The following is a 24794-nucleotide window of genomic DNA, read 5'->3' as shown; positions in this document are numbered from 1 at the left end:
TTAATTCTTTAGATGGTTATATCTTTTGCCTCTAATTACATAAATCATCATCAGCTTCCTTTTTGCGATGCAATGAATAAGATGGATAACGTTGAGTTTCATTTTATTCAGACAAGTCCGATGGAGCAAAAGAGGATTGATATGGGCTGGGGCGTGGATGTTTCGAAGTATCCGTTTGTTTCGCTGTTGTACGAAGAAAAGGAAAAATGCGAAGAACTCATCTTAAACAGCGATGTGACTATATTTGGCTGGACTGACGGGGCGATAAAAAATTTAGAGGAAAAGAGATTACTTTCCGGGAAATTATCTTTTCGTGTCAGTGAGCGAATTTACAGAGAAGGGCAGTGGAAATTTATCAGTCCTAAAGGGCTTTTGAATAAGTATTATGAGCACATAAGATACCGCAATTATCCGGTATATCTGTTATGTGCCGGCGCATATGTGGCATCTGATTTCTCTTTGATCCACAGCTACCCGGGGAAGAAACTAAAGTGGGGATATTTTCCAAATGTAGATAGTACTCAGACTGGAGAGGATAGTTGCAATAGGCAGGAATTGGCTGAAGATAATGCTCATATAAATTCCCAAAAAGAGCTGAATAAAAATAGCTCAAAAGAAAAAATAATAAGACTTTGCTGGGCTGGAAGACTGATTGATCTAAAGCACCCGGAATTTGCCATAGAGGCTGCAAAAGTTCTCAAAGAAAAAGGATATTCCTTTCATCTTGATATGATAGGTGACGGATATAAAAGAAAGTATCTGGAAGAATTGTCAAATCAATACAAGCTAGGGGACAGTGTTACTTTTAATGGTGGTTTGAAGCCGGGAAATGTAATTGGGTATATGAAAGCGGCTGATATTTTTATGTTTACCAGTAATTATCTTGAGGGCTGGGGGGCTGTGGTCAATGAAGCTATGCAGTGTAAATGTGCAGTGGTTGCATCTAAAGAGGCCGGAGCTGTACCATTTCTTATAAAAGCCGGTGAAAATGGTCTCATATATGAAAACGGCAGTCTTCAGGATTTTATTGAGAAGGTGCAAAGTCTTTTTGAAAACCAGGAGCAGATTAAGAAGTTTTCTGAGAATGCAAAAATAACGATTGATGTAAAATGGAATGCTGAAAATGCTGCGAAAAGGCTTGTTGAATTTTCTAGTGAATTTCTTGAGGGAAGAAAACCCTCATTTTATGAGGACGGTCCGATGAGTGAAGCAGAGAATTTAAAGCCGGCAGGAATTAGGCGAACTTTAAGAGAACGAAATGTTTTGGAATGAAACGCATTAGCATAGGGTAAATATATACTTTAAGTGGAAATGAAGATGAAAGATAAGATAACAGTTATTATTCCTGCTTACAACATAGAATCACTTATAACTAAGTGTGTTGAATCAGTTGTTAAACAGGATTATCCTGCCGATTTATTGGAAATCATTGTTGTTGACGATGGTTCTACAGATAAGACCGGTCAGATTATTGATGAACTTTCAAATAAATATTCAAATGTGCATGCATATCACAAGGATAATGGTGGTTCAAGTAGTGCGAGAAATTTAGGATTACTGCATGCTACAGGTGATTACATTGGATTTGTAGACAGCGACGATTATGTGGATCCCAGAATGTATAGCGTGCTAATGAGTGCTGCAGTTTCAAACGAAGCTGATATGGTGCAGATTTCGAGGGATGAAATAGACGAAGATGGTAATAAACTTCCTGATGTGGTGATACCACCCATAGAGCCAGTTACAATTAAGCCCAAAGATCATTTGAGAAAACTTCTTATGCATACAGGTGATGCTTCTTTTTGCACAAAACTTGTAAAAAGAAGTCTTTTTACTGATGATATGCTTTTTCCTGAAGGAGAGCTTAACGAAGATTTTTATCTAATGATTCATATGCTTGAGAGAGTAAATAAGTTGGTGATTCTGCCGCAGCAGTACTACCATGTTTTTTATCGGACAGGAAGTAATTCCAGACGCAAAAAAGAAGATAAAGATTATTTTCCAAGTGTATTTACGGATATTGTAAGAAACTCTGATGTGGCGCTGGAACTTGTGAAGAAGAGCTTTCCGGAGCTTGAGGATATTGCGAAAAGGTTTGGATTTGTACAGCGTCTTGATTATCTGTTGCATATTCCTGTTTCAAAGATGACAAGGGATAATGATTTTTATCGAAGTGTTGTAAGCTATAACAGAAAAAATATTATTGGTATTATAAAAAACAGCTATCTTACTAAAAAGCAGAAAGCATATCTTTTGATATTGGCAATTGCTCCCAGGTCAGTGCGTGCCTTACATGCTAAGATCAGAGGGCTGTGATACTTAAATCAGGTGTTCTATGAAAAAAATTACAATTGTAATCATATTTTTGATTTCGTTAAGTGTGAATATATATTTTGGTTTCCAAAAGGAAGGCTTTCATGAGGATGAGTATTATACATATTTCTCCTCTAACAGAAGTATTGGACTGTACCAACCGGATAGAGAATGGCAGGAGAGTCAGACAATTCTGGATGAATTTACGGTAAAGCCGGGGGAAGGATATAATTATGGACTTGTAAAGCTTGTTCAGTCTTGGGACGTACATCCTCCTCTTTATTATTTCATCTTTCACACGTTATGTTCATTGACTCCGGGAATATTCACAAAGTGGTCTGGGATAATAACAAATCTTATCGCGTTTGCATTGTCATTCTGGGTATTGTATTTTATTACTAAGAGCCTTGGAGTGGACTATTATTTAAGATTACTCGTGTTATTATTTTGGGGAGTAAATCCGCAGACAATTTCATGTAATCTTTTGATAAGGATGTATTCCTGGCTGACGTTTTGGATTTTGTTGTGTGCATATCTGCATATCAGGATGATATTAGAGGAAAGAGCAGGAAAAGAGAAAAATACTTTTTATAAACTGTTCCTGCCCGCAGTTATGATAACATGCTTTATGGGATTTTTGACGCAGTATTTTTATTTGTTTTTCTTTGTGTGCATAGGCTTTGCATTTGCAATTTGGCTATTATTCTTTAGAAAAGAAATAAAAAAAGCTCTTGTTTATTGCTGTGCATGTGCGGTCAGTCTGATTTTGGCAGTGCTTGCTTATCCAGCAAGCGTGCATCATCTCTTAGGCGGATATAGGGGAAATGAAGCGGCGGGAAGTCTTTTTAATATTGAAAATACAGTTATGAGACTGTCATTCTTTTTTGGACTTCTTAATGATTTTGTTTTTGCCGGAGCATTTTGGATAATCATTCTAATTATTATCGCAGGAATGATATTTGGAATAATAACCCGCAAAAAGGATAGTGATGGGCGATGCTTATCAGAAGAAAAAGTATCTTGCGATATCAAAAGAGACTTTTTGAATCACATTGAGATATGGATCATAGGATTTGCTACTGTTGGATATTTTCTTTTAACAGCAAAAGCGGCGCTACTTGTGGGAAGCGCATCTAATCGCTATGAGATGCCGATATACAGTTTGGTTATTGCTGTTACATTTTATGCGTTTGGCGCGGTTTTGAAGAGATTATTCGGAAATAGTGATAGTGCGATAGCTGATAGACTACGTTATGATGATAATAGAGCTGAAAAAAGAAAGAAATACTACAAATACAGTTGTTATTTAATAGCTGTCGTTATGACTACCTTGCTGGTGAAAGGGATTTGCTTAGATAATAGAGTTTTATTCTTATATCCTGAGGACAGGGACAAAATACAATTTGCATCTGAAAATGAAGATCAGGTAGTGATAGTAATGTTTAATCCGGCGACGCCTCATAATGTATGGAGACTGACTGATGAGCTTATCTGTTATTCTAAGGTCTATTATATGGATGAGGAGAATCTTGAGCCAATCAGAGAAAAGAGCTTTGCTAATATAGATAAAGCAATTCTTTATGTGGCAGATGATGATCTGAAGGAAGCTGCGATAGATAATCTGTTATCAGCGCTAGGAGAAGGAAATAATAGTAGCGATAGTTATTTAATGAAACAATTATCAGAAGAAGATATGTGGACGACTTTTCTAATTGAAAAGAAATGATAGAAATGAAAAAGAGATTTTTACTATTTATGTAAAGTAGTAAAAATCTCTTTTTTTAATGGATCAGAACATTCCTATTTCATAAATTGTTCCACTATGTATTCGATTAGTGCGCAAAGGTATTAAGAGCAATTTTTATTTTTTAATTACATCCGGTATCATAAACAAATATTGTATAGGGACTACTCTCGTCAGTATATGTGCCAATAAGTTTAAGACCAATCTCAGTTGCATTTGAAAATTCTATCCTGGAAAAAATGTATTTACAGTCTAATTTTTTCAACTCATCCATATTTACTATGAGTCTTGTGTCTGTTAATTCCAGATTTCTTAATGGGGCGTAGGTGTTTTCATCTGAGCCGGAATAAAGACTTACTCTTGCTCCCCATCCAAGGAAGTAGGACTTAAGTGAAGGTGAACCTTCTAAGGCAGGTTCTATTACTTTAGTCCAGGTTTCTTTATAATCCTGTGCGTACATTCCAAGGTATCCGTCTACAGTTGCTATTCCGTTGTAATTTAACACAGCCGGATGCATGCCATAAGCAGCTGACCATTCACCGTTGTAATCGATATCATCTATTATTTTATCAAACAGAGAAGTGGAATAGAATTCATTGTAGTTGACGGTGCTTGTATCTTTATGGCGGAGTATCTTATATGCCTGATTGTAGCAGGTATAATAAAAATCATTGTAGACCTGAGGCATAAACATAACTACAACAGCGGCTAAAACCACAATTATATTAGCTAACGGAAGCATTAGTCTGTGTATTGTATCTGACCCCTTTTTTGCAAAATCATACATTCTTGTACATACAAGAAGTAGCAGAGCATACCATAAAAATGTATTGAAATAAGCGGTACGTGCAAATTCAAAACCTGTAAGCGGAGGCACAAGGAGCTCAAAAAGATGTCTGAATGGCTCATACTGGTATAATCCAAAGATGAGAACATTGAAAATGACCCAGAGCATTAAAAGGTTGATCGGCTCATGGAGGATCTTTTCATATTCCTTATTTTTTATGTAGGAGATGTTGATACATACTATTGCAGCCAAAACTACCCCAAGTACTACATAAGTATGTGAGTCCTCAGAGTGGAATGATGCATTAACAAACTCAGAGAATGCAGTTGCAAGGGCTGCAGGAAGACTTAAATCTCCATGATCCATTGTTGTTCTGATTGTCACAGTATCGTTAAAGAGCATTGCTCCAAAAAGCCTGTACTCAAAAAGAACATAGCCTAAAGATAACACCACTATTGAAACAAAAATGCTAAGTGGGAAGCGTTTATCTTTAATCCATAGAATAATAACAGCAACCACCATATAGCATAAGATAAAGAATCCATGATATGAAAAATAAGATAACAATGGATATAAAAATATTGCCAGATAGCAAAGGAGTTTCTGTTTGGTCGAACCTGCGTAATATAGTTTTCTCAAGAAGAGAATTATAAGTGGCACAGAGGTGAATGCAATTCCATAAGTGGGGAAAACAGGAATCATTCCGTAAGCAACAGAAACAACTATGATCAAAGGCTTATATGATTTATATTTATCTTTATATATATCCTTTGAAAGTAAAATGAAAGATATAATACCAATTGCTATCTTTGATGCATAGCCTGCAAAATATGCCCAAAAGCCCGGGAGAATGATATAAAACAGGTTATACAGATTAAACTCAGAACCGAAGAGGTCCCTTGAAATGCCATGAAGAATAGGTGCATTCACATTGTGAGAAAACCATAGGTTTCCTTTTTTTAGCATCTCGTAGTGAGCCATGAAAAGATCCAGATTATCATGGATCTGAGGATAACTTTCTCCACGAAAGATAAGGAACACTGCAGTCTGTAAGGCTAGCAGTGCTCCTGTAAAAATGATATACCAATTCTTTTTGAATTCGAATTTCTTCATGATTCGTAGTCTTCTCCAACAGTAAATTTAGGAACCCACTTTCCATCTTTCTTTTCAAAAAGATCTCTGTTAACGAATTTATCAACTACTTCCCAGAATTCTTCCTTGGTAATAGAGAGATAGTCGCAAGCTTTCTGGATATACTGTTCGCCACATTGTCCATCGTATTCGTTTACATACCACTTGCCATCTTCTCTGCTAAAACGACCTTCTCTGATGTCATAGCAGATTTCATCTGTAGCATAACCAAAACCAAACTTCAGGTATTTGATCATCTGGTTAGGAATCTGGAGATCGCAGTCAAGGGCTGTATATCTTCTGTATCTTCCAAGGTCATGAAGATTTCCGCTTCTTCCGGTAAGACCGCGGGCAACGGCAAAGTCAGCGTTTGTAACCTGTGACCATTCAGGAACATAGTACTGAAGGAAAATAGCTCTTATTCCCTTAGCTTCCATTTCTTCAACGGTAGGTATCTTATATAGGAAAAGATCTTTTTCGGTAATGTTGTTTGAAAGATCAACGAAACTGTTTACACTAGCGCCTCTGATTGTCTCAAGCTGCATAACTGAGAAAGCATTTCCTGTAGTTTCCTGATTCTTGGCAGCTCCCAGAGTAAGAGCAGCATTTTCTCCCTGAATGATGAAAGGAATATTGAATTTAACAGCCATGATATAGGCAGAAGCCCATAAACAATACTCAGAAGCTGCAATGATATTACATCTGTCAAAGAATGATTTTCTTGCAAGCTTTTTAGCAACGATAGGATTTGGTCTGATTGATATGATGTCAAAACCAAGATTATTGAGATTTTCAATATTCTTGCGGCCAATTTCAGTAATCTCATCAGGCATGCAGTTGATCAAAAGTGGATTAAGACCAAGCTTTTCCTTTGCATAAATAGCCTGGAATGTTGAGTCCTTACCACCTGAAACACCGATAATACAGTCGTAAGTGTTTCCACGCTTTTTAGCTTCGGCCTTTGCTTCTTCAGCATAAGCAACAAGCTCAGCATGACGTTCTTCCCAATTGATGTGTGCCTTAGATTCCTGATATCTGCAGGCAAAGCAGATCTGTTCATCGTCAAAAACAATTCCCGGTCTGGTATCGGGCTGAAGGCAACGTTTACAATAACGCATTTTCATAGGATTTATCTCCTTTTTTCAGCAATTTTTCAAGTCGATTAATAATACTACTAATTAATAGGGTAAGGCAAGTGATGACAAGGCCCTTTTTTGATTATATAATAAATGGCATGAAAAACGTAAAGACTAAAGGGCGAATGTATATTTGCCACACATATTATCATGTTTATATTGCAGCCGTAAAAGAACTTGTTATTCGTGGCTCGGTGCAGGATTATGCTGATATCATGCTGAGCACAATGTCAAACAATTTTGAGAACCTGAAGGAAAGGTTGGAAAAAACAGGTCTATTTAAAAATGTATATATGTTTGACGAGAAGGAAGATGTTACCTCAGAGGAAGTCATGAAGTATCATAAGGACAGAGGAAATATCATCCTGAATTTGTTGCAGCGAATTAAGTATACAAAACTGTTGGGGCAGCTTCAGGAAGAGTTTATACCGGTAGACTTATCGGAATACAAGGACGTTTACGTGTTTTGCGATTCTGATCCTATTGGATATTATCTTAATTACAAGAAAATACATTATCATGCTGTGGAAGATGGCCTTAATTCCGGACTATTAGATGATCAGGCTAGAAATGCCAATAAAGGAGCATTTCCATTAAAATGCGCTATGGCCAAGATGGGACTGATCTTTATTGAAAGTGGCTATAGCAGATATTGTATTGACTACGAAGTAAATGATATCAGTGTAAATCATAAACCGCCCAAGAATATAGTTGAGGTTCCAAGAAAGCAGCTGGACGAAAAGCTTTCTGATGATGATCACAAGGTTTTGGTTGATATATTTTTAAATAACCCTGACAGGCTGGTTAATGCTCTTCTTGGAAAAAACAGGGCAGATGCAATTGAAAATAATGCTAAAGCCAAGGTAAATACAAAACCGAATGTTATGATCCTTACAGAGCCTCTTTGTGATCTTGAGACTCGTAAGAAATTGTTTGGTGATATTGTTGATGATTATAAGGAGAACTACAGGGTTATCATCAAACCTCATCCAAGAGATCTTTTGGATTATGAGAAGGAATTTCCGGAAGTTCTTGTTATAAAAGACAGATTTCCAATGGAAGTTCTTGGTGATATCAAGGGCTTTGAGGTGGATAAGATAATTTCAGTTATTACTCAGATGGATAATACCTATTTTGCAAAAGAAATTGTTTATCTTGGACTGGATTTCCTGGATAAGTATGAAGATCCGGCTATCCATAGAAAAACAGAGCTGCTGTAAATAATGTGCTGAAACATAAGATATTGCTAAGCAGGAGTTTAGTATGCAATTAAGAAATGCTGTCATCGATGACGCAGAGTTTATTTTAGAGATTCGAAATGATGAGTCTACCAGGCGAAACTCATTCTCAAAAGAAGAAATATCCTTTGAAAATCATATCAAATGGTATAAAAAAAAGCTGAGTGATCCGGATTGCTTCCTCTATATACTTGAGGACGGAGAAAAAAGAATTGGAAATATCCGCGTGGACATGAATGGTGATAAGGGAAAAGTTGGGGAAATAAGTTATATGATCGCACCGGCTTTTCGCGGGCAGGGATATGGCAGCGTGATACTTGGGCTTCTCGAACAGCAGATGAAGGAAAAAGTAAAAGTTCTTATTGGTTTTGTGTTGAGTGAAAATAAGGCATCGATGAAATGCTTTGAAAACAATGGTTATCTAAAGATGCCTACGGGACCTGTGACCTGCTATTTAAAGATTATGGATTAATTAGTATGTATTCAACTATAAGATCAGAATGCATTCAAAAAGACAGCAAACAATAAAGGTTAATGATAAGACATAAATGCGCACTATGCGGAGCATTACGTGAGAAAAAATATTCAGTAAAGAGCTGTCTAAACGACAAGAACAACGTATGGTTAGACAGAATAATGAGGTCAATATGTATAATAAGAATATAAAGATTGGAAATATTTCCGTTGGAGAAGGCAACAGGACCATGATAGTTGCTGAGCTTTCCGGAAATCACAATGGAGATTATAACAGGGCAGTTGAGATAATACATGCTGCAGCAGAAGCAGGCGCCGACGCTGTAAAATTGCAGACTTATACTGCTGATACAATAACAATAGATTGTGATAAGCCCTGGTTTATGACCTCTGAGGGAAGTCTATGGGAAGGAAGAACCTTGCACAATCTGTATGAGGATGCATATACACCCTGGGAGTGGCATGAAGGTCTTATGGCAGAGGCTAAGAAGCTTGGAATGGAATGTTTTTCATCTCCGTTTGATCCGACAGCTGTGGATTATCTTGAAAAATTAGATGTGCCGGCGTATAAGATAGCAAGCTTTGAGATAAATGATATTCCTCTTATCAGGAAAATAGCCGCACTTCATAAACCTATTATTTTTGCAACAGGAATAGCTTATGAGGAAGATATTGAACTTGCTCTTAAAACCTGTAAGGAAGAGGGCAATGATGATATTATCCTTCTAAAATGTGTCAGTGCATATCCTACACCATATGAGATGGTCAATTTAAGAATGATGCAGTACCTTGCGGATAAGTATGGGTGCATCGTTGGATTGTCAGACCACACAGCAGGAAGCGTTGTCGCTGTTGGAAGCGTGGCCCTTGGCGGTAAAATGATAGAAAAGCATCTTACCCTTAACAGAAGTGCAGGTGGCGTTGATGACGCATTTTCAATGGAACCGGCTGAATTTGCTGAAATGGTAAGAAATGTGCGAATCATGGAAGCATCCCTTGGCAAATATGAGTATGAGCTTTCAGATAAGCAGGTTTCAGAAAGAAGACTTAGCAGATCTCTTTTTGTTGTGGAAGACATAAAAGCTGGTGAGACGATCACCATGCAGAATGTAAGGTCTATTCGTCCGGGAGTTGGAATGCATACGAAGCATTACGAAGAAGTGCTTGGAATGAAAGCTGTAAAAGATATAGAGAAAGGCACTCCCCTTAGCTGGGATTTGATTAAGTAACATAAGTTATGATAGGTATTAGAACAGATGCCAACAGCGTTATAGCGACTGGCCATATGATGAGATGTATAACCATCGCCAAGGCACTTGTAAAACTTGGCCAGGAAGTGACTTTTTTTATTGCAGATAAAGAGTCCGAGACACTTTTGAAGTCGGGCATTAGCGATTGGAATGAAGATAAATTGGAATCTTCGAACAAATTAAATGCTGAAAACGGCTCCGTGAAGATAGTGGTCTTAGAGAGCAACTGGCAGGATATGGATGGCGAGCTTGATACGTTAATTACAAAACTACAGTTATTTAATGTTGCTACTTTGCTTGTAGATTCATACATGGTCACAGAAAACTACTTTGACAGATTAAAAGATATCTGTAGAATTGCCTACCTTGATGACCTATGCGAAAGGGCTTATTCAATAGATCTTTTAATAAATTACAGTGGTTATTCAGGTGAAATGGGATATGAAGCAAAGTATGCGGGCAGAGAAGGCTTTTGTAAGACTCCTACCAAGTTTTTATTGGGACTTAAGTTTGCACCCTTGAGAGAACAGTTTTATACAGATATTGAGGATAAAGAGTTTGCGGAAGAGGATTTTGTTAATGATCCCAATATCCTTCTTTCAACCGGTGGCGCAGATACCTGTGAAATGATAGTGCCTTTTCTGAGAGAGGTAACATCTCGTGGACTTAATGAGAAGGCTTCATGGCATGTTGTAGTTGGAGATTATGTCAAAGAGCCTGATAAAATAAAGGCTTTCATAGATTCCACCGAAGGGATTTTTATGCACCGTTCCGTGAGAAACATGGCAGAACTTATGAAGAAGTGCGATGTTGCCGTGATGGCGGCGGGGACAATGCTTACAGAATGTGCTGCAACGCATCTTCCTACTGTTTTTTACCAGGTTGCGGATAATCAGAAATATAACGTAAAATTCTGGAAAGAAGTTAATGGCATGGCATTTGCAGGGGATGTAAGCACTAGTGAAGATGCCAAAGAAATTGCAATAAATAGCATATGTAATGAAATAAATGATATTATTTCAGATGCAGCAAGGCTTAATGCAATGACAGAGGGCATCGGAAGTATTACTGATGGAAGAGGTGCCATCAGGATTGCAGAGGAACTCATCGCACAATAAAAGTTTAGTCGGGGTAATTCTATGGAGCTGAGTATTATTGTTCCTGTTTTTAATATGGCATCAGATAAAAAGCTTGAGTTTTGTATTGAATCGCTGCTTGGTCTGAATCTGTCTGATTACGAGATTATCGCTGTAGATGATTGTTCTACAGATAATTCTTTGGATATATTAAGAGATTATGAGAAGAAATATCCGCAAAAATTGCGTGTTATTCACAGTGAAGTAAATAAGCATCAGGGCGGCGCCAAGAACATTGGAATCAAGGCCGCCAGGGGTGAATGGATAAGTTTTATCGATGCAGATGACTGGATTGATCCTGATATGTTTGCGGAGATGTTGAAGAAAGCTGATGAAACAGGAGCTGACATGGTTGGGTGCGACCTTAATCTTGTGGATAAACATACCTATGATGTCGGTGATGTTATTGAGAAAAATGGAAATCCAAAGCAGTCAGGAGTTCTTGATCACAATAAGAAAAAGAGCCTTATTCTTGATGGTGGAAGACTTGTTGCAAAGATTTTTAAAAGGGATAATATCATAAGAAATAATCTTTTTTTCCCGGAAAATATATTTTATGAAGATAATGCGATGATGGTGTCATATTTGCTGACAGCCACTCACTACGAGTATATATCAAAACCATGGTATTATTATTATCAGCATGGAGCTTCGACTGTTCATTCTTTTTCCGTAGAAAAATGTAATGATAGGATGGAAGCCGGGCGTATAATGGTAAGTGAAGCAAAAAGGCTTGGATTTTTAGATGAGTTTTATAAGGAACTGGAATTTACATTTACAATTCTTTTCTATGTGAATACTCTTTTTACGTATATGCCATGTGTGAGACCAACAAAGCTATCTTTTGTAAAAAAACTTACACAGGAGATGAAGCAGGTATTTCCAGAGTTTGAAAAGAACAACTACTATTTGGAGAAGGTAAATCCCGAAGAAAAAAAGCTTGTGTCGATGTGCTGTAAGTCACCACTTCGTTTTTATGTGTACTATAAGCTTCTTTGGTTTTATCGTGGTCTGCGCAATAAAAAGAAATAACAGAAATAAAATATCGGGAGAAATTTAATGAAAAAGCTGGCAATGATAACAGCAAGGGGAGGCAGCAAGAGAATCCCCAGAAAGAACATTAAGGATTTTAATGGAAAACCAATAATAGCTTACTCTATTGAAGCTGCTCTGGCTTCCGGAGTATATGACGAAGTTATGGTTTCGACAGATGATGAGGAGATTGCTGAAATTTCCCGGAAGTATGGTGCAAAGATTCCGTTTATGAGAAGTGAGCGGACTTCTAATGATTTTGCTACTACAACTGATGTAATTCAGGAAGTTGTCGATGAATATGCAAAAAATGGAGTAAAATATGATATCATAACCTGCATATATCCAACTGCTCCATTTGTTAGCGCCGAGCGTCTTAAGAACGCTGTGGAAACTCTTGAACAATCCACCGCAGATTGTCTTATCCCTGTGGTTAGATTTTCATATCCTCCTCAAAGAGCCATGGAGATAAGAGATGGAAGACTGGTATTCAGAAATCCTGAAAATCTGGCTAAGAGATCACAGGATCTTACAGCGCAGTATCATGATGCTGGACAGTTTTATGTTTTTAAGACTGAGAGCTTTCTTAAGAATAAAGGGATACTTGTTGGTGATATTATTCCTCTTGAACTATCAGAACTTGAAGTACAGGATATTGACAATGAAGTTGACTGGAAACTGGCAGAACTTAAGTATAATCTTATAAATTCGTCATTATAATGCCTAAGAACAATTAACCACGTAGGTGACCGAGGGTCTATTATGAGGATTGAGTATGGACTACATTATAAATGAGCACGCAAAAAGAGCTTTTTTATCTGCAGGTGACAAGGACGAGTTTGGAGTAATTCTGGCAATTTTGTCGGAAATATTTGAAGATGACAGTCCTTGCAGACAGGTCCTTGATCTTACAGGTGTAGAATGTGAAGTGATGATAGGACGTGATTTTGATGTGGAATACATTAAAAAGCTTCAAGACCTTTCTTCAAAGCATGAAACAATTTTTCTTAATGAAAAATGTGAGGATCTGACTGCGATAATGCATAAATGTGATTTTGCTGTGGCATCAGAAGAAACAATGCTTTATAGTCTGTGTAGTGTGGGAGTTCCTACTGTTGTGTTTAGCACAAGTGACGGAGAGGCTCTTGTGGCAAAACGTTTTGACGATAATGGCGCTGCCAAATATGCAGGAGACGCCAGAACGGATAAGAGACTTGTTCAGAAAATAGTAACCTGGGGGACTGCTGCGGTTGATAATCCCGGATTCAGATCAAGAATGAGTAGTAGAGCTCGGGAGGCCGTAAAAGGTATGAATTTGTAAAGGCAGTTACAAAAAACATGCATTTGCTGGGGCTTGAGAATATGATTCAAGCTCCATTATTTTATAAAACGCATTTGAAAGGATTTTATAGTATTTTATGCGCAAGATTTACAGGAAATTAATGGTTCTTTTGGATAAAAAACAAAAGAAGCAGATGGTGGGAATCGTTTTTCTCATGTTAATAGGAGGAATTCTGGAATCAGTCGGAATCGCTATGCTGGCTCCGGTGATGACAATAGTTGCAGATCCTGAGAAAGTGGAGAAAAACCGGTTATTATCAGCATTTTATCATGGCCTTAATCTAACAAGCACAACGCAGTTGGCCAAGCTGATACTGGTAGGTATCATTATTATATTTGTTATCAAGAATATTTTCTTATATCTTGAAAATGTTATTCAGTTAAGATTTGTGTACACTAATCAGTTTGCAACCTCAAGACGCATGATGATCAACTTTATGCAGAGACCTTACGAATATTATCTTAATGCGGATACAAGTGTAATACAAAGAAGCATAACATCAGACGTTAACAATATGTATGGACTGATTCTCAGCTGTCTTCAGCTTACAAGTGAGATAATTGTTTTTATTTTCCTGGTGGGATTTCTTTTAAGTCAGGATGCCCTGATGACAATAACTATTGCAGCGCTGCTTACTATCGTGCTTCTTATAATAAAGTATGTGATAAAGCCGGTAATGGTCAAGGCAGGACAGGACAATCAGGATTATTACAGTGGTCTTTATAAGTGGATAAATGAATCTGTTACCGGTATTAAAGAAATCAAGATAGCCAATAAGGAAAACTATTTCATAAATGGCTATGCGGATTGCGGTTCCGGTTATGTGAGCGCGGTTCAGAAGTATAATCTTTATAATTCAACACCCAGACTATTAATTGAGACAATAGCAATAGCCGGAATGATAGGCTTTTTACTTGTTGTTATGAATCAGGGAAAAGAACTATCTGAACTGTTGCCACTTCTTACAGTGTTAGCAGCAGCGGCAATGAGACTACTACCAAGTGCAAACAGAATTAATAACTACCTGACTTCAATAGCATACTTTGAGCCTTTTCTGATGAATGTAAGTGATAATCTTCAAAAAGAAATTCATGATGGTGCTATTTCATATAACAGCGAAGATTACAGAAAAAAGAAGGTAGTTGAGAAACTTCCTGTTACTAAGAAGATTGAAATGGTTGATATAACCTATAGGTATCCAAATACAGACTCAAATATACTGGAGAATGCCTCAATGGAGATACCGGTTGGGCACTCTGTAGGTATTGTGGGAACTTCCGGTGCAGGTAAGACCACAATCGTGGATGTAATGCTTGGCCTGTTAAAACCATCAGGTGGCAAGATCTATGCTGATGGCGTTGATGTAATGGAGAACTATCAGGGGTGGCTTAAGAATGTCGGCTATATTCCTCAGACTATTTTTATGGTGGATTCAACAATCAGAAAGAATGTGGCTTTTGGCTGTGCAGATGATGAAATAGATGATAATAAGGTTTGGCAGGCTCTTAAAGAAGCTTCCCTTGATGAATTTGTAAAGGGACTTCCGGAAGGGCTTGATACACAGATTGGTGAAAGAGGAATCAGACTATCAGGTGGACAGAGACAGCGTATAGGTATCGCAAGAGCTCTTTTTGAAGATCCTGAGGTTTTAGTTCTTGATGAGGCAACTTCTGCTCTTGATAATGAGACAGAAGCTGCAATCATGGACTCTATCAACAAACTTCATGGCAAAAAGACTTTGATCATAATAGCGCACAGATTACAGACAATAGAAAAGTGCGACATGGTCTACAGCATTAAGGAAAAAAAGGCTGTTCGCGACAGATAATTAAGTCGGCGAAGCTTGGGAGGAAGGATGTCTGACACAGGCAGATTGAATAAAAAAAGAGACGCAAACTTTGAACTTCTCAGAATAATTGCGATGCTCATGATAATTACACTTCACTATAATTCTCATTCAGGAGCATTGCTTGAGCTTGGTGTTCCTGCATCAAAAGTTCAATTATTTGCCAGCATTATTGAAGGATTTTGCATATCCGGTTTAAATGTGTATGTATTACTGAGCGGATATTTTTTGTCCCAATCTTCTGTTAAGCCAAGCAGAATTATAAAGCTTATATCTCAGGTTTATTTTTATACTATACTTATTTCAATAACAATGGTTATTGCAGGAGTTTACGTTGTAAAGTCTAATGACTCGGTGTTTAAAACTTTGCAGTATCTTTTCCCTGTTTCTTCAGAACACTACTGGTTTGTAAGCGCGTATGTCATAATGTACGTGTTTGCGCCTGTGATGAATGCAGCGGTCAATACCTTATCGAGAAAAAAACTTAAAGCCATAATCATTGGACTGCTCATCTGGTTCTGTTTCATAAAGAGTATTATTCCTGTAATGTTTGCGACAGACCATTATGGTTATGACTATGGATGGTTTATTTGCCTGTATCTGATAGCTGCTTATATAAGAAAATATAATGTTGTTCTGTTTTTTAATGCAAAGAGAAGTGCCCTCGTGTACCTGATATCATCACTTGTAATAGGGCTCATGAGCATCGGATTATACTATTTCAACTATCGTTTTGGTGGACTTATCTATTATTCAGATGTTCCATACCATTACAATTTCATTTTTACACTTCTTGGCTCACTGGGACTGTTTTCAGTTTTTAGATTTTACAGAATGAAAGAAAATCGTCTGGCGGATGTGGTCAGATTTGTGGGTCCGTTGACTTTTGGAGTCTATCTTTTACACATGCATCTGGAAATAAGAGACAGATGGCTTCTATGGATTGAGCAGATGATAGGCAAAGTGCCTATGGACAGCGTTCCTTTCTATGCATGGCATATGATAAGAACTATTGTTATTGTATTTATAACCGGTATTTTTATAGATTGGATCAGAAAAATGTTTTTTGATTATGTTGAGAGAGTTATGCATAATTCATGGCTTTCAGCCAAAATCAGAAAATGGGATGACGAGTTATGCTAAAGAATATCAGACAGTATTTTTATGGCCTAAAAAAATATCAGAGACCTCTTGAAAAGTATTTCTTTCCGTTGATCATCATTTTTTACCCGCTGATAGGCGTAAATGCAGGGCTTGATATAACAGATACCATGTACAGCCTTGTGAACTATGAGTATTTGGGAAATATTGATCCTATGTGGATTCTTTCAACGTTTCTTGGTAATGTTCTTGGAAATGCTATTATGCATCTTCCCTGTGCAGGTACATTATTTGGAATGGGAGTATATTGCAGCCTGCTTATAGGATTGTTTTCATTGTTTATATACTATATGCTTCAGGATTACATGCCAGGATGGATGATTTTTATCGGGCTCTTTATGGCTGAGAGTCTGTGCTGGTGCCCTAAAGTTATTCTGTACAACTATCTTACCTATATACTTATGTCTGTAGGAATCATTTTTTTGTTAAAAGGAATGTTTTCCTGGAACAGACAGAATCTATACCTGTTAATTGCAGGCATAGCGCTTGGACTTAATGTCATGGTAAGGTTTCCTAATATTTTAGAGGCTGCACTCATTCTTATCCTGTGGTTTTACTGCTTTATTACTAAAGAGCAGGTAATTGATGCGGTAAAGAAAACACTTGTCTGCATAGCAGGATATCTGATTGGATTTGGGATACCATATATTATTATTTCAATCATTTACGGACCACTTGCATATATAAATATGATTTCGAGCCTGTTCGGAATGACAGAGGGAGCTTCTGATTATTCATCCTCCGGGATGCTTGCTATGATACTAGATGCTTACCGTTCATCTTTACTAGATATGATGATAATGATTCCATGTGTGGCAGCAGGTATAATTCTCTTTTTGCTTTACAAAGGAAAATATATATGGACTAAAAAAATAGTATACATAGCGGGCATACTAGTGCTGATAAGATATTTCTTTGCAAGAGGGATATTTACAAGAAATTATTATTATTATGACAGTATTTTTAAGGCTGCAATGATGTTTGTGATAATATCTGTTATCATTTCTTTTATCGGAAGCATAGGCCTTTTAAATGGTAGTAAGCAGGAACAGACAATGGCCTTTTCTGCCCTTATGATAATATTATTAACGCCAATCGGCAGTAATAATTATACTTATCCGGTGCTTAACAATTTATTTGTAGCAGCGCCCATTGCATTGTGGCTCTTTAGAAGACTCATTCAGAGAATGGGGGAAGAAGAATATAACTTTGCATGGCAGGCAATAATAACATCAGTTATTATTGTTTTAATGGTTCAGGGATTTCTTTTTCACTGGAACTTCTCGTTTTCTGACGGAGCGGATGGAACGGTTAGAAATACCGTAGCATCAGGGATAAAGAAAGCTGAGTACATGGTTACTTCAGGCGAGAATGCAGGCAGTCTTGAAAAATTGAATACATTTTTGCAGGAGCAAGATATTTGTGATGGAAAAGCTATTATTTATGGTGGTATTCCGGGCATTTCATATTTATTTGACCTAGAACCGGCACTTGACACTGTTTGGCCTGATCTTGACAGCTATTCTGTCGATAAATTTGTTACCCAATTGAATAATTCAGAGTTATCTTCTGAAATGCCTTCAATAATAATCGGCAAAAACATGCAGGAATATGCTAATGTTGGCGTGAAGTATGATATTTTATTGGACTATATTGATAATCATGATTATAATAAGGTGTTTGAAAGTGACAGATTTATAGTTTTTACTACCGGAAATGAAAGCGAGGAATAGTTTGAATGAATAAACTTTTGGCACAGATTGCCAAATTTGGATTGGTTGGAGTTATCTGTTTTATTATCGATTATGTGATCTATAGAATATTCAATGTAATCTTTGAAGCAACAGGGCTGTCATCAGCATTTGGTCAGTATTATCTGATTTCAGCATTTATGGGTTTTGCCATATCTGTTGTATGTAATTATATTCTTAGTTTTAAGTTTGTTTTCGAGAGAAAAGAGGATATGTCAAGGAAGAAGGAGTTTACTATTTTCCTTATCCTAAGCATCATAGGTCTTGGTATAAATGAACTTTGCCTCTGGCTTGGAATTGACATCATCTACAAGAACTGGCAGTGGCTTGGAAGTATTATGAGTGAGAGCTTTGCCAAGGATATTTTCTTTAAATTTGGTGCAACCGGCGTTGTTATGGTCTATAATTTCATAACAAGGAAGATTTTTCTTGAGAAGAAGGATTGAGGTAGATAACATATGCGTATAAATTTTAATGTTCCACCTTTTGTGGGAAAAGAATTCGAATATATAAAAGAGTGTGTGGAAAATCAGAAAATCTGTGGTGATGGTCCATATACAGCAAAGGCAAATGAATGGATTGAGAAAAAGACAGGTGTTTCTAAAGCACTTTTGACTACATCCTGCACACACGCTACCGAGATGGCTGCTATCCTTGCAGGAATCAAAGAGGGCGATGAAGTCATTATGCCGTCCTATACCTTTGTATCTACTGCCAATGCATTTGTTTTGAGGGGAGCTAAGATTGTATTTGTGGATATCAGACCTGATACCATGAATATTGATGAAAAGCTCATTGAAGATGCAATAACTCCCAAGACAAGAGCAATTGTACCTGTTCACTATGCAGGAGTAGCCTGTGAGATGGATACAATCATGGACATTGCAAAAAGACACAATCTTTTTGTGGTTGAGGATGCTGCCCAGGGTGTTATGTCTACTTATAAAGGCAAGGCACTTGGCGCAATCGGTGATTTTGGAAACTTCAGTTTTCACGAGACCAAGAATTACAGCATGGGTGAAGGCGGAGCTCTTTTATTAAGAGATGAGACTTATGTTGATGATGCAATAATCATCAGAGAAAAGGGGACTAACCGTACTTTGTACAAGCTTGGCAAAGTTGATAAGTACAGCTGGATCTCAGCCGGATCATCCTACCTTCCAAGTGAGATGAATGCAGCATATCTATATGCGCAGCTTGAAATGGCTGATGAGATCAATAACGCAAGAATGGATCATTGGAACAGATATTATGAAGCGCTTCTTCCGTTAAAAGAAAAAGGACTTATTGAGCTTCCTTATGTTCCCAAGGAGTGTGTGCATAATGCTCACATGTTCTATATTAAGTGTAAAGATTTTGAAGAACGAAAAGGGCTGATTGATTATCTGCAGGATAATGATATTCTTCCGGCATCACATTATGTTCCGCTTCATTCATCAAAGGCAGGTCTTAAGTACAGCAGATTCCATGGTGAAGACCGCTATACTACCAAGGAAAGTGAAAGACTATTAAGACTTCCTATGTATTATAAGCTTACTGACGATGATCTTGATGAAGTTGTAATGAGGGTGAAAGAGTATTACAAATTTTAATTTGTTGGGGTTATAAAATGGTAAAGTCACGATTTAACAAGAACATAATTGCATCAATGTTAATTTTGTTTGTTGTTATGATGGTGACAGCAATACTGGGTGATTACTTTTTTGACTTAAATGATGATTGCCTTATGAAAGATATCCTCTCAGGTTCTTACACAGGTACGCCTGAGGGGAATAATATTCAGATGCTGTATCCGATCAGCCTCTGTTTGTCTTTGTTTTACAGGATAAGCAGAGCTGTTGACTGGTACGGCATCTTTTTATGTTTTTCACAGTATTTATGTATCTTTCTTATTGTAAAAAGAATAATCTCATTTATCCCTGAGAATAAAAACAGAGTTCTTTTTGTTTCAATTTTTATTTCTGTTATTCTCGGATTTTATGTAACGCATCTCTTATATGTTCAGTACACGGTTGTCTGCGCCTTTATGTCGGCTACAGCAGCGTTTTTGATACTAACAGCAGAAAGCGGCGGCATCAGAGAAAACATTCTGTCTGTTATTCTTATCATAATCGCATTTTTATTGCGCTCAGAAATGCTTCTTTTGACATTGCCGATGGCAGGCGTTGCTATTTTCATAAAATGGTGCATTACAAGAAGCCAGATTAGTAATAACGACGATGTTTCCAGTTTAGGTGAAAAGAAAAAGCTTTTTTTCCAGTATTTGAAATTATGTGTTGTTATTATTGCAGGCTTATTAGTTTGCAGCCTTTTAAATAAAGCCGGTTATTCGAGAGCGGATTGGAAGGAATTTAACAGACTCTTTGATAATAGAACTGAACTTTACGATTTTCAGAGTATTCCGGATTATCAGGAACATAAAGATTTTTATGATAGCATCGGACTATCTGAAAGCGAGCAGAAACTTCTTGTTAATTACAATTTCGGACTTGATGATGAAATTGATGCTGATCTTCTCGGAGAAGTCGCAGAATATGCAAAGAGTATAAGAGGAAAAGAAGCGCCTGTTTCTCAGCGATTAACTGATGCTACAAAGAATTACATTTACAGGCTTCATTCAATGTCAGAGCCTGCATCCTATGAGTATCCAATGACGGATTTTCCCTGGAATTTGGGAATTATCATACTTTATATCGGAGCTGTTATTTATTTTGTTTCTATAAGGAAAACGAAAAAAATCTGGTATTTAGTCCTACTTTTTGCGTGCAGATCATCACTCTGGATGTACATAATTCTACGTGGAAGAGATCCAATCAGAATTACACATCCTCTTTATTATATGGAGATACTGATTCTGTTAGCAGTTCTAATGATAAGCATGGAAAAGACATCAAGAATAATAGCGTCTGTGGCTGCACTTACAGTAGTTACAGGAATAGTTTCTTTTCCGGCACAGGTTATTGTTATTCAGAATGAGAAGCTGATTCGTGAAGAGATGCTTGCGAAGTACAGAGAACTTTCTGATTACTTTGAAGCGAATCCGGATTCATATTACCTTATTGATGTATATACCAGTGTTTCGTATGCAGATGCAGTGGACTACAAGGTTGCGACCTATTCTGAGAAGATGTTTGAAAATGTGAATAACAATTTTGCAAATCAGGACATCTTAGGCGGCTGGGCGTCCAAAAGTCCTGTTTATTATAAAAAGCTTAACAGGGCAGGCTATTCATCCGCTGAAGAAGCACTGCTTTCTGACAATGTTTATTTTGTTCAGACTGTGGAAAAAGATACAAAGTGGCTTGAAGATTATTATCTTGAAAAAGGTCAGAAGGTAGAACCTGTAAAGATTAAAACAATAGCAGATGTTTTTGTAATTTACCATCTTGATAAGGCAAATGAGGATTGAAAATGGCTGAAAAAATGATAAAGACAGGCGAAAAGGTAAGCTTTCGCATGATCACTAACGAAGATACAGAAGCAGTGGTGAGATGGCGTAATAATGAGAGAGTAAGGCAGAACTTTGTTTACAGAGAGCATTTTACTCCCGAAATACATGAGAACTGGTTGAAAACAGAAGTTGAGACAGGAGAAGTTCTTCAGATGATCATCTGTGAGAATGCAAAAGACTTAAGACCTGTTGGAAGTGTGTATCTGAGATTTACGGATGATTCTAAAAAGACGGCGGAATACGGTATTTTTATTGGCGAAGATGATGCAATCGGAATGGGCTACGGAAGTGAGACAGCAAGACTTGCTGTTGAATATGCAAAAGAAGAACTTGGGATGGATAAACTTTTTCTAAGGGTCTTTTCATATAATACCATTGCAATAAAGAGCTATGAAAATGCAGGCTTTGTCAGAACAAAAGAGCTTAAAGACGTTGAATGCAGTGACGGAAAAATAAGCGATATGATCCTTATGGAGAATTGTCTGAAATGATAGATAAAAGCGTAAGAAAAGTTAATTATCTTGCATGGGTAATGGCTACAGTCTTTGGAGTTATCACCAGCTTTTTCCTGGTTTGGGGCTATCAGCTTGAAAAATATGACAGTGTTAATCTGGCTGATAAAAATGCCCTGATATTACTTCTTTGCTTTGCTGCGGTTCTGACAGTTGATGCCAAACATGTATGGGATGGTTATAACAACAGCTACAAAGGAAAAAAGTTTTTAGGGCTGCTTGATCTTAACAAATACCGCCTGATAGAGGCAGAGAAAGCTGAAAGAAAAGAGTATTTCTTTGTCTGGATTTTACTGATAGTGCTGAACATTCCGGTTCTGCTTGCTGAATTTCCGGGTTTTTTTGTCTATGATGCGCAGGATGAACTCAATGAAGTGCTTACCAGAACTTTCAGTACGCACCATCCTCTGTTACATGTTCTTTTCCTTGGAGGGACTATTGCGCTCGTTCATAAGCTTGTCGGCTCATGGAATGCCGGGATTTTCTGCTATCTGTTTATACAGATGCTTATTATAACAGCGATATTTGCATACGTTATTCTGTATCTAAGAAAAAGAGGGATAAATAAGAAAGCAGGTCTTTTCTGGACTTTGTTTTATGGTCTTTTTCCCACGGTGGTGATGTTTGTTCTCTGCTCCAGCAAGGATGGATTGTTCGCTGCGCTTTTGACACTGCTTACAGTTTTCTTACTTCAGATGACAGAAAATACAGAAGCTTTTATTCAGGATAAAAAGAGAATTATCGCATTTATTCTTACAGCTTCACTTATGCCTTGTTTTAGACACAATGGATTTTACGCGTATCTGGTATTTTTGCCGTTTGCGTTCATATATTTTAAAAAGAATATCAAGTCCGTCCTGACAGCTGCGCTTGTTGCGCCTGTTATGGTCTATATACTCATTTCATCATTTCTTTCTGCAGCTTTTAGCTCTGAGGGGACACATCATCAGGAGATACTTACTGTACCGATAATGCAGATGGTAAGAGTTTATGAGTATGATAAGGACTCAATGACCCAGGAAGAAGTAGACACTTTGAAAGCCTTTATTCCTGAGGAGAATCTTAATCTGTATTCTCCAAGAGTCTCAGATATGGTAAAGGTTGGTTTCAATAATAAACTTTACGAAGAAAGTAAAGGGACATTTTGGAGGTTATGGTTTACACTATTTAAAAAGCATCCATTTGTATATGTTAATTCGTGGTTTCTTACTTCATATGGATACTGGTATCCTGTTGCAAAGATAAACGTATATCAAGGGACTACGGTTTTCACATTTACCTATGATGAAAGCTCATATTTTGGATATGAAGTTGAACAGCCCGGTGAAAGGCACAGCTTAATACCTGTTATTGACAGTCTCTACCGTTATCTGTCAATCGGAAGCTTTCATAAGGATGCGCCGGTGTTGGCACTGTTTTTTTCACCTGGTGTGCTTATCATTATTTATTTGTTTGTGCTCTGTTACAGGATTTCTATCAGGGATCTTGCGAAAGTTGTACCTTTTATACCTGTTATGCTTACCTGGGCTACAGTTCTTCTTGGACCGACTTATCTTGTGCGATATGTCATTTACCTTTGGTTTTGTCTGCCGCTTCTTTTTGTGCGCAGAATTTGATAATAAAAAACAGGTGTGATAGTATTTAATGATGGGTTTAATTGCTTAAAAGATAGTGTCAAATGATCTATGAAAAAACTGAGTAGAAAAAATAGGCTCAGATGAACCTTGAAAATTGCAGATATATAGGTTGAGGTAGCCGGACGCCACCCTTGACAGCACAAAAAATAACTGCTGACGGTTAATCACCGACGGCGAAGAACTCAAGAACAATCAGATTTTCTCCGTCGTTTGCAGCAGTGTAGCAGTTATTTTTTGTGCCATCAAGGGCAAGCCGCTAAAGCGGTGGCTAGGTTAATACCTCGGGCTCAGAATCTAAGAACAATCAGCTGGCAGCCTGAAGTTCAAGTATCTTCTTCTGACCGAAGTAGATCATCAGCTGCCACCTAGCGGGCATGTTTTCAGCCTTTGACAGAATCTCATCTACAACTGGAGGCCTGTAATCATTGTGCTTATGCGGCCTCAGGAAGTTATAATACGCAACCCAGAGAGTCAGATCATAGTTGGCGCCATCGTAATTGTCGAATCCATTAGTGATGCGATATGAGGCTTTATAAGTACGGTTAAGGCGTTCAATCATCTGCTTGAAAGGACGGTATTCCTTGGATACTTCGTCTTCGTTCTGGAGCCCGATTACCTGAGTGATTTCAAACTTGAGCTTTTCTCCAAACTCGTGGAAAAACTGCTGTGCAGCTAAAGGATAGGCACTGTAACCATCAGCTATAAACTTAAAGTTCTTGGGAAGTTCAGTGATACCTTTTAAGGCCATTCTCATGGCGAGGATGCACGGACCAACACCTCTGTTATCGGATACCTGATAGCCAATGATGGCTCTGGATGCAGCATCAATTATGAGCCAGATATAGCTTTTAAT

21 protein-coding genes are annotated in these 24794 nt (G+C 37.5%); 18 read left to right on the top strand and 3 right to left on the bottom strand.

Annotated features, from left to right (window positions below):
* Positions 1-12: 12 nt before the first annotated feature.
* Genes BM086_RS08105 through BM086_RS08095 form a run of 3 tightly spaced genes read left to right on the top strand, consistent with a single transcriptional unit; the run spans position 13 to position 4039 of the window.
* Positions 13-1272 carry a glycosyltransferase gene (locus tag BM086_RS08105; RefSeq protein ID WP_092325519.1) on the top strand — a complete coding sequence of 420 codons (1260 nt, stop codon included), beginning with the start codon at positions 13-15 and terminating at the stop codon, positions 1270-1272.
* A 45-nt stretch (positions 1273-1317) separates the two neighbouring features.
* The gene (locus BM086_RS08100; RefSeq protein WP_092325518.1) at positions 1318-2316 is read left to right on the top strand and encodes a glycosyltransferase family 2 protein; all 999 of its coding nucleotides are present in this window, start codon (positions 1318-1320) and stop codon (positions 2314-2316) included.
* A gap of 19 nt (positions 2317-2335) precedes the next feature.
* Complete coding sequence (locus BM086_RS08095) at positions 2336-4039, top strand: hypothetical protein (RefSeq protein ID WP_092325517.1); 1704 nt, start codon at positions 2336-2338, stop codon at positions 4037-4039.
* A gap of 142 nt (positions 4040-4181) precedes the next feature.
* Here BM086_RS08095 and BM086_RS08090 read toward each other — a convergent pair whose 3' ends face one another.
* A complete protein-coding gene (locus BM086_RS08090) occupies positions 4182-5957 on the bottom strand; it encodes a DUF6044 family protein (protein ID WP_092325516.1) in 1776 nt (591 codons plus the stop codon).
* Positions 5954-7099 (bottom strand): N-acetyl sugar amidotransferase, encoded by a 1146-nt coding sequence (locus BM086_RS08085; RefSeq protein WP_092325515.1) that lies wholly within the window; start codon positions 7097-7099, stop codon positions 5954-5956. Before BM086_RS08085 ends, BM086_RS08090 begins: the two co-directional genes overlap by 4 nt.
* 74 nt (positions 7100-7173) lie before the next feature.
* Between BM086_RS08085 and BM086_RS08080 the strand changes: the two genes are divergently transcribed.
* The 15 genes from BM086_RS08080 to BM086_RS08010 all read left to right on the top strand — a co-directional run bounded on the left by BM086_RS08080 (position 7174) and on the right by BM086_RS08010 (position 23920).
* A complete protein-coding gene (locus BM086_RS08080; RefSeq protein ID WP_092325514.1) occupies positions 7174-8331 on the top strand; it encodes a lipooligosaccharide sialyltransferase in 1158 nt (385 codons plus the stop codon).
* Positions 8332-8374: 43 nt separating this feature from the next.
* A complete protein-coding gene (locus BM086_RS08075; RefSeq protein ID WP_092325513.1) occupies positions 8375-8821 on the top strand; it encodes a GNAT family N-acetyltransferase in 447 nt (148 codons plus the stop codon).
* Positions 8822-8996: 175 nt separating this feature from the next.
* Positions 8997-10052: a pseudaminic acid synthase gene (gene pseI / locus BM086_RS08070; RefSeq protein ID WP_092325512.1), complete on the top strand. Its 1056-nt coding sequence runs from the start codon at positions 8997-8999 to the stop codon at positions 10050-10052.
* Positions 10053-10060: 8 nt separating this feature from the next.
* Entirely contained in the window at positions 10061-11191 is a 1131-nt protein-coding gene (gene pseG / locus BM086_RS08065) for a UDP-2,4-diacetamido-2,4,6-trideoxy-beta-L-altropyranose hydrolase (RefSeq protein WP_092325511.1), read from the top strand.
* Between the two features lie 21 nt (positions 11192-11212).
* Positions 11213-12241, top strand: coding sequence for a glycosyltransferase family 2 protein (locus BM086_RS08060; protein ID WP_092325510.1), 1029 nt, complete (start codon positions 11213-11215; stop codon positions 12239-12241).
* 27 nt (positions 12242-12268) lie between these two features.
* A complete protein-coding gene (gene pseF, locus BM086_RS08055) occupies positions 12269-12961 on the top strand; it encodes a pseudaminic acid cytidylyltransferase (protein WP_092325509.1) in 693 nt (230 codons plus the stop codon).
* A gap of 55 nt (positions 12962-13016) precedes the next feature.
* Positions 13017-13562 carry a hypothetical protein gene (locus BM086_RS08050; protein WP_092325508.1) on the top strand — a complete coding sequence of 182 codons (546 nt, stop codon included), beginning with the start codon at positions 13017-13019 and terminating at the stop codon, positions 13560-13562.
* A gap of 97 nt (positions 13563-13659) precedes the next feature.
* Entirely contained in the window at positions 13660-15411 is a 1752-nt protein-coding gene (locus tag BM086_RS08045; protein WP_092325507.1) for an ABC transporter ATP-binding protein, read from the top strand.
* 27 nt (positions 15412-15438) lie between these two features.
* Entirely contained in the window at positions 15439-16572 is a 1134-nt protein-coding gene (locus BM086_RS08040) for an acyltransferase (RefSeq protein WP_092325506.1), read from the top strand.
* Entirely contained in the window at positions 16566-18323 is a 1758-nt protein-coding gene (locus BM086_RS08035; RefSeq protein WP_092325505.1) for a hypothetical protein, read from the top strand. Before BM086_RS08040 ends, BM086_RS08035 begins: the two co-directional genes overlap by 7 nt.
* A gap of 5 nt (positions 18324-18328) precedes the next feature.
* Positions 18329-18787 carry a GtrA family protein gene (locus tag BM086_RS08030; RefSeq protein ID WP_092325504.1) on the top strand — a complete coding sequence of 153 codons (459 nt, stop codon included), beginning with the start codon at positions 18329-18331 and terminating at the stop codon, positions 18785-18787.
* Between the two features lie 12 nt (positions 18788-18799).
* The gene (gene rffA / locus BM086_RS08025; RefSeq protein ID WP_092325503.1) at positions 18800-19933 is read left to right on the top strand and encodes a dTDP-4-amino-4,6-dideoxygalactose transaminase; all 1134 of its coding nucleotides are present in this window, start codon (positions 18800-18802) and stop codon (positions 19931-19933) included.
* A 17-nt stretch (positions 19934-19950) separates the two neighbouring features.
* Complete coding sequence (locus BM086_RS08020; protein ID WP_092325502.1) at positions 19951-21750, top strand: hypothetical protein; 1800 nt, start codon at positions 19951-19953, stop codon at positions 21748-21750.
* 2 nt (positions 21751-21752) lie between these two features.
* Positions 21753-22283 carry a GNAT family N-acetyltransferase gene (locus BM086_RS08015; RefSeq protein ID WP_092325501.1) on the top strand — a complete coding sequence of 177 codons (531 nt, stop codon included), beginning with the start codon at positions 21753-21755 and terminating at the stop codon, positions 22281-22283.
* Complete coding sequence (locus BM086_RS08010; RefSeq protein ID WP_092325500.1) at positions 22280-23920, top strand: DUF6020 family protein; 1641 nt, start codon at positions 22280-22282, stop codon at positions 23918-23920. Before BM086_RS08015 ends, BM086_RS08010 begins: the two co-directional genes overlap by 4 nt.
* 325 nt (positions 23921-24245) lie before the next feature.
* Here the strand turns inward: BM086_RS08010 and BM086_RS08005 are convergent.
* Positions 24246-24794: integrase core domain-containing protein (locus BM086_RS08005; RefSeq protein ID WP_141107718.1), on the bottom strand; the 549-nt coding region annotated here is incomplete at its 5' end.

The organism is Butyrivibrio sp. YAB3001, assembly GCF_900112195.1.
Classification (GTDB): Bacteria; Bacillota; Clostridia; order Lachnospirales; family Lachnospiraceae; genus Butyrivibrio.
The sequence above is the reverse complement of the archived record's forward strand: the minus strand, read 5'-3'. Positions and strand labels throughout refer to the sequence as shown.

What these genes read in the sequence shown, in the direction of transcription:
- BM086_RS08105 (WP_092325519.1), top strand. Translation starts at nt 13, where the DNA reads ATGGTTATATCTTTTGCCTCTAATTACATAAATCATCATCAGCTTCCT.
- BM086_RS08100 (WP_092325518.1), top strand. Translation starts at nt 1,318, where the DNA reads ATGAAAGATAAGATAACAGTTATTATTCCTGCTTACAACATAGAATCA.
- BM086_RS08095 (WP_092325517.1), top strand. Translation starts at nt 2,336, where the DNA reads ATGAAAAAAATTACAATTGTAATCATATTTTTGATTTCGTTAAGTGTG.
- BM086_RS08090 (WP_092325516.1), bottom strand. Translation starts at nt 5,957, where the DNA reads ATGAAGAAATTCGAATTCAAAAAGAATTGGTATATCATTTTTACAGGA.
- BM086_RS08085 (WP_092325515.1), bottom strand. Translation starts at nt 7,099, where the DNA reads ATGAAAATGCGTTATTGTAAACGTTGCCTTCAGCCCGATACCAGACCG.
- BM086_RS08080 (WP_092325514.1), top strand. Translation starts at nt 7,174, where the DNA reads ATGACAAGGCCCTTTTTTGATTATATAATAAATGGCATGAAAAACGTA.
- BM086_RS08075 (WP_092325513.1), top strand. Translation starts at nt 8,375, where the DNA reads ATGCAATTAAGAAATGCTGTCATCGATGACGCAGAGTTTATTTTAGAG.
- pseI (WP_092325512.1), top strand. Translation starts at nt 8,997, where the DNA reads ATGTATAATAAGAATATAAAGATTGGAAATATTTCCGTTGGAGAAGGC.
- pseG (WP_092325511.1), top strand. Translation starts at nt 10,061, where the DNA reads ATGATAGGTATTAGAACAGATGCCAACAGCGTTATAGCGACTGGCCAT.
- BM086_RS08060 (WP_092325510.1), top strand. Translation starts at nt 11,213, where the DNA reads ATGGAGCTGAGTATTATTGTTCCTGTTTTTAATATGGCATCAGATAAA.
- pseF (WP_092325509.1), top strand. Translation starts at nt 12,269, where the DNA reads ATGAAAAAGCTGGCAATGATAACAGCAAGGGGAGGCAGCAAGAGAATC.
- BM086_RS08050 (WP_092325508.1), top strand. Translation starts at nt 13,017, where the DNA reads ATGGACTACATTATAAATGAGCACGCAAAAAGAGCTTTTTTATCTGCA.
- BM086_RS08045 (WP_092325507.1), top strand. Translation starts at nt 13,660, where the DNA reads ATGCGCAAGATTTACAGGAAATTAATGGTTCTTTTGGATAAAAAACAA.
- BM086_RS08040 (WP_092325506.1), top strand. Translation starts at nt 15,439, where the DNA reads ATGTCTGACACAGGCAGATTGAATAAAAAAAGAGACGCAAACTTTGAA.
- BM086_RS08035 (WP_092325505.1), top strand. Translation starts at nt 16,566, where the DNA reads ATGCTAAAGAATATCAGACAGTATTTTTATGGCCTAAAAAAATATCAG.
- BM086_RS08030 (WP_092325504.1), top strand. Translation starts at nt 18,329, where the DNA reads ATGAATAAACTTTTGGCACAGATTGCCAAATTTGGATTGGTTGGAGTT.
- rffA (WP_092325503.1), top strand. Translation starts at nt 18,800, where the DNA reads ATGCGTATAAATTTTAATGTTCCACCTTTTGTGGGAAAAGAATTCGAA.
- BM086_RS08020 (WP_092325502.1), top strand. Translation starts at nt 19,951, where the DNA reads ATGGTAAAGTCACGATTTAACAAGAACATAATTGCATCAATGTTAATT.
- BM086_RS08015 (WP_092325501.1), top strand. Translation starts at nt 21,753, where the DNA reads ATGGCTGAAAAAATGATAAAGACAGGCGAAAAGGTAAGCTTTCGCATG.
- BM086_RS08010 (WP_092325500.1), top strand. Translation starts at nt 22,280, where the DNA reads ATGATAGATAAAAGCGTAAGAAAAGTTAATTATCTTGCATGGGTAATG.